A 4,794-nucleotide genomic window follows, 5' to 3' on the forward strand; every position below is an offset into this window, starting at 1 on the left:
CGCTCGGCAGCCGCCTCGACGTCGGCGTCGGCCAGGCTGCCTGCCGCCTCGACACCGGTCAGGATCGCGTCGATGCGGCGACGCGCGAACAACTGGATCGCCTCTTCGCCGCCGACCTCGCGCAGTTGCCGCATCGCGGCGGCCGCCAGGTCGTCGTAGGCGTGACCGAGCTTGGCCCGTCCCGCCGGGGTCAGCCGGTAGCGCTTGGCGGGACGCCCCCGTCCCGCCTGCTGCCACGCCGCGGCGGCCACGGACTCGGCGTCACCGGCTTCGATCAGCGCGTCGAGATGACGCCGCACCCCGGCCGCCGCCAGGCCCAGCCGGTCGCCGATCTCGGCGACCGTGATCGATCCGGATTCCAGCAGCAGCCGCACGATCGCGCGGCGGGTGTGACCATCCTGGGATGCGGCGTACACCGCCGCATCGCATGCAGCGGGCTCCTGGCCGAGCCGGATTTTCACAACACCAGTGTGACGCAATTCCGGGCGCAGGTCCACCGCGGACTCCGCCCGCGAGAGTTGCGCTGCTCACACCGAGGACATCGACTGCCGCTACGCTGCACTGATGCCAGCCCGCCACCACTCGCTGAGCTCGTCGATCGCCAGCCTGCATGGCGACGAGCAGACGGTGGCCCCGCCGCTGAACCACACCGAACTGACCGCGCTGCGGCGCACGCGATTGTTCGGGGCCACCGGCACCGTCCTGATGGCGATCGGCGCCCTGGGCGCCGGCGCGCGGCCTGTCGTCCAGGACCCGACGTTCGGGGTGCGGCTGCTGAACCTGCCGTCCCGGATCCAGACCGTGTCGCTGACGATGACGACGACCGGGGCGGTGATGATGGCGCTGGCCTGGCTGATGCTGGGCCGGTTCGCGCTGGGCGGACGCCGGATGTCACGCGGCGACCTGGACCGCACCCTGCTGCTGTGGATCCTGCCGCTGCTGCCCGCGCCGCCGATGTACAGCAAAGACGTCTACTCCTATCTGGCCCAGAGCCAGATCTCCCTGGAAGGGCTCGACCCCTACCGCGTGGGCCCGGCCTCCGGGCTGGGGCTGTCGCACGTGTTCACCCTTTCGGTGCCCAGCCTGTGGCGCGAGACGCCGGCACCCTACGGCCCGTTGTTCCTGTGGATCGGGCGGGGAATCTCGTCGCTGACCGGCGAGAACATCGTCGCCGCCGTGCTGTGCCACCGGGTCGTGGTGCTGGTCGGTGTGGGGCTGATCGTGTGGGCGACGCCGCGGCTGGCGCGGCGCTGCGGCGTGGCCGAGGTCAGCGCGTTGTGGCTGGGCGCCGCCAATCCGTTGCTGATCATGCATCTGGTCGCCGGAATCCACAACGAGGCGCTGATGCTCGGGCTGATGCTGACCGGCGCCGAGTTCGCGCTGCGCGGCCTGGACCCGTCCCGCTTCCCGCGCCTGTTGCCCACCAGCTGGCGAAACCCGGGCGAGTGGGAGCCCCTGGGACTGGTGCTGGCCGGGGCCGTCCTGATCACGCTGTCGTCGCAGATCAAGCTGCCCTCGCTGCTCGCGCTGGGGTTCGTCACCATGGCGCTGGCCAACCGCTGCGGCGGCGGCCTGCGCGCGCTGCTGGTCTCCGGCGGCACGATGGCCGGGTTGTCGCTGGCGGTGACGGCCGTCGTCGGCTGGGCCAGCGGGCTGGGATTCGGCTGGATCTTCACGCTGGGCACCGCCAACGTGGTGCGCAGCTGGATGTCACCGCCGACCCTGCTGGCCCTGGGGACCGGACAGGTGGGCATCCTGCTCGGGGTGGGCGACCACACCACCGCGGTGCTCGCGCTCACCCGCGCCATCGGTGTGCTGATCATCATGCTGGTGGTGGGCTGGCTGCTGGTGTCGGTCCTGCGCGGCCGGCTGCACCCGATCGGCGGGCTGGGTGTCGCGCTGGGCGTGACGGTGCTGCTGTTCCCCGTCGTGCAGCCCTGGTACCTGCTGTGGGCCATCATCCCCCTGGCCGCCTGGGCGACCCGCGCCGGTTTCCGGATGGCCGTCATCGCCATCACCCTGGTGGTGGGCATCTTCGGGCCGACGGCCAACGGCGACCGCTTCGCGCTGTTTCAGATCGTCGACGCCACCCTGGCCAGCACCGTCATCGTGCTGGCACTGATCGCGGTGACCTACACCCGGCTACCGTGGCGGGGCCCCCGACCCGGTTCCCCGGAACCGGCCGGTCCGGCGCCGGACGCGGCGGACCCCGAGTCGGCCGAGACCCCGCGGCAGGCCGCGGCGCCGGACGCCTACGCTGATTCCACGTGAGCTCTCCCGACCGACTCCCCGACGCGGTGGTACGGCTGCGTGGGGTGAGCAAGCGGTACGGTTCCGGCGCGGCCGCGGTGGAGGCCGTCGCCAACCTCGATCTGCACGTGCACGCCGCCGAGGTGTTCGCGTTGCTGGGCCCCAACGGCGCCGGGAAGACGACGACGGTCGAGATGTGCGAGGGCTTCGTACGCCCCGACTCCGGCTCGATCGAGGTGCTGGGGATGGACCCGGTCGCCGACAACGCGCTCCTGCGCGCGCGCATCGGGGTGATGCTCCAAGGCGGCGGCGGCTACCCCGCGGCCCGCGCCGGGGAGATGCTCAATCTGGTGGCCTCCTACGCCGCCGACCCCCTGGACCCTGCGTGGCTCCTGGACACCCTGGGCCTGACCGAGGCCGCGCGCACCACCTACCGGCGGCTCTCCGGCGGCCAGCAGCAGCGGCTGGCGCTGGCGTGCGCGCTGGTGGGCCGCCCGGAACTGGTCTTCCTCGACGAACCCACCGCCGGCCTGGACGCGCACGCGCGGCTGCTGGTGTGGGAGCTGATCGACGCGCTGCGCCGCGACGGCGTGACGGTGGTGCTGACCACACACCAACTCAAGGAAGCCGAGGAACTCGCCGATCGGCTGGTCATCATCGACCACGGCGTGCCGGTGGCCGCCGGCACGCCGGCGGAGCTGATGCGCACCGGCGCCCAAGGCCAGCTGCGGTTCACCGCGCCGCCGCGACTCGACCTGTCGTTGCTGAGCTCCGCGCTGCCGCAGGGCTACCGGGTCAGCGAGACGATGCCGGGCGAGTACCTGGTCGAGGGCCGCGTCGACCCTCAGGTGCTGGCGACCGTCACGGCGTGGTGCGCGCAGATCGACGTGCTCGCCACCGACATGCGGGTCGAGCAACGCAGCCTCGAGGACGTGTTCTTGGATCTCACCGGCAGGGAGCTGCGGTCATGAGCGAATCCCCTTTTCCCGCGGGTACTTTCACTCCCGACCCGCGGCCGAACAGCGTGCCCCGGATGCTGGGCGCGCAGTTCGGCCTGGAGCTGAAGCTGCTGCTGCGCAACGGCGAGCAACTGCTGCTGACCATGTTCATCCCGGTCACGCTGCTGGTGGGGCTCACGCTGCTGCCGCTGGGTTCCTTCGGCGCCAACCGGGCCGCGACGTTCGTCCCGGTCATCATGGCGCTCGCGGTGATCTCGACCGCGTTCACCGGCCAGGCGATCGCGGTCGCGTTCGACCGTCGCTACGGTGCGCTCAAACGGCTGGGGGCCACCCCGCTGCCGGTGTGGGGAATCGTCGCCGGCAAGTCGCTGGCCGTGGTCGCGGTGGTCTTCCTGCAGTCGCTCATCCTGGGCTCCATCGGGATTGCGCTGGGCTGGCGGCCCGCGTTGGCCGGCCTGGTCCTCGGCGGGGCGATCATCGTGCTGGGCACCGCCGCGTTCGCCGCCCTGGGCCTGTTGCTGGGCGGCACGCTGCGGGCCGAGATCGTCCTCGCGGTCGCCAATCTCCTGTGGTTCGTCTTCGCCGGCCTCGGCGCGCTGACCGTCGAGACGGAGATGATCCCGACTTCGGTGAAATGGCTGTCCCGGCTGACCCCGTCGGGCGCGCTCACCGAGGCGCTGTCGCAGGCGATGAGCGTGTCGGTGGACTGGTTCGGGGTCACCGTGCTGGCGGCGTGGGGTGCGGTGGCGGCACTGGCGGCGCTGCGCTGGTTCCGGTTCACCTGACGCGTGCGCGGCTGTCCGGCTCGCGACACATAAACGTCTGCGAGGACACGCCGGCACCGGTGTGCGTGGTTTATGTCTCGCGGAACTCCCGGGCGTACTACAGGCTGTAGTTTTCGGTGCCTTACGATCGGACACGTGCTGATGCGCCTGGTGGATCTACTCCCGCGTCCGAGCCTGCGCGCTCAGCGCGTCATCGCCGCGCTGGTGGTCCTCACCCAGGGCGGCATCGCCGTCACCGGCGCGATCGTCCGCGTCACCGCGTCCGGGCTCGGCTGCCCGACCTGGCCGCAGTGCTTTCCGGGCAGCTTCACGCCGGTGGCCCACGCCGCGGTTCCGCGCATCCACCAGGCGGTCGAGTTCGGCAACCGACTGATCACGTTCGCGGTGGTCATCACCGCGGTGCTGGCCGTGCTGGCGGTGACGCGGGCCCGCCGGCGCCGCGAGGTCCTGGTGTATGCGTGGCTGATGCCGGTGTCGACCGTGGTGCAGGCGGTCATCGGCGGCATCACCGTGCGGACCGGACTGCTGTGGTGGACCGTGGCCGTCCACCTGCTGACCTCCATGACGATGGTGTGGCTGTCGGTGCTGCTCTACGCCAAGATCGGCGAGCCGGACGACGGGGTGCCGCGCCGGCGGGTGGCCCGGCCGCTACGCGCGCTCACCGCGCTGATCGGGGCGGATCTGGCGGCAGTGCTGGTCACCGGCACGCTGGTGACGGCCGCCGGCCCGCACGCGGGCGACCGCAGCCCCAGCCGCACGGTGCCGCGGCTGAAAGTCGAGATCGACACCCTGGTGCACGC

Annotated in this window: 5 protein-coding genes; 4 read left to right on the plus strand and 1 reads right to left on the minus strand. The window is 71.8% G+C overall.

The window, feature by feature from the left end:
* The coding region (locus AC2VOK_RS09885; RefSeq protein WP_428900318.1) for a helix-turn-helix transcriptional regulator at positions 1-491 on the minus strand (491 nt) is incomplete at its 3' end.
* Between the two features lie 73 nt (positions 492-564).
* Here AC2VOK_RS09885 and mptB point away from each other — a divergent pair.
* The 4 genes from mptB to AC2VOK_RS09905 all read left to right on the plus strand — a co-directional run.
* Complete coding sequence (mptB, locus tag AC2VOK_RS09890) at positions 565-2,271, plus strand: polyprenol phosphomannose-dependent alpha 1,6 mannosyltransferase MptB (RefSeq protein ID WP_428900315.1); 1,707 nt, start codon at positions 565-567, stop codon at positions 2,269-2,271.
* Positions 2,268-3,221 (plus strand): ABC transporter ATP-binding protein, encoded by a 954-nt coding sequence (locus AC2VOK_RS09895; RefSeq protein WP_428900316.1) that lies wholly within the window; start codon positions 2,268-2,270, stop codon positions 3,219-3,221. Before mptB ends, AC2VOK_RS09895 begins: the two co-directional genes overlap by 4 nt.
* Positions 3,218-3,994 (plus strand): ABC transporter permease, encoded by a 777-nt coding sequence (locus tag AC2VOK_RS09900; protein ID WP_428900317.1) that lies wholly within the window; start codon positions 3,218-3,220, stop codon positions 3,992-3,994. Before AC2VOK_RS09895 ends, AC2VOK_RS09900 begins: the two co-directional genes overlap by 4 nt.
* A gap of 141 nt (positions 3,995-4,135) precedes the next feature.
* A partial coding sequence (locus AC2VOK_RS09905; protein ID WP_428900319.1) for a COX15/CtaA family protein occupies positions 4,136-4,794 on the plus strand: 659 nt, incomplete at its 3' end.

It is taken from the genome of Mycobacterium sp. TH-M116, from assembly GCF_057473685.1.

Bases quoted from the DNA above. Each gene is read 5' to 3' on its own strand.
- mptB (WP_428900315.1), top strand. From the start codon at position 565: ATGCCAGCCCGCCACCACTCGCTGAGCTCGTCGATCGCCAGCCTGCAT.
- AC2VOK_RS09900 (WP_428900317.1), top strand. From the start codon at position 3,218: ATGAGCGAATCCCCTTTTCCCGCGGGTACTTTCACTCCCGACCCGCGG.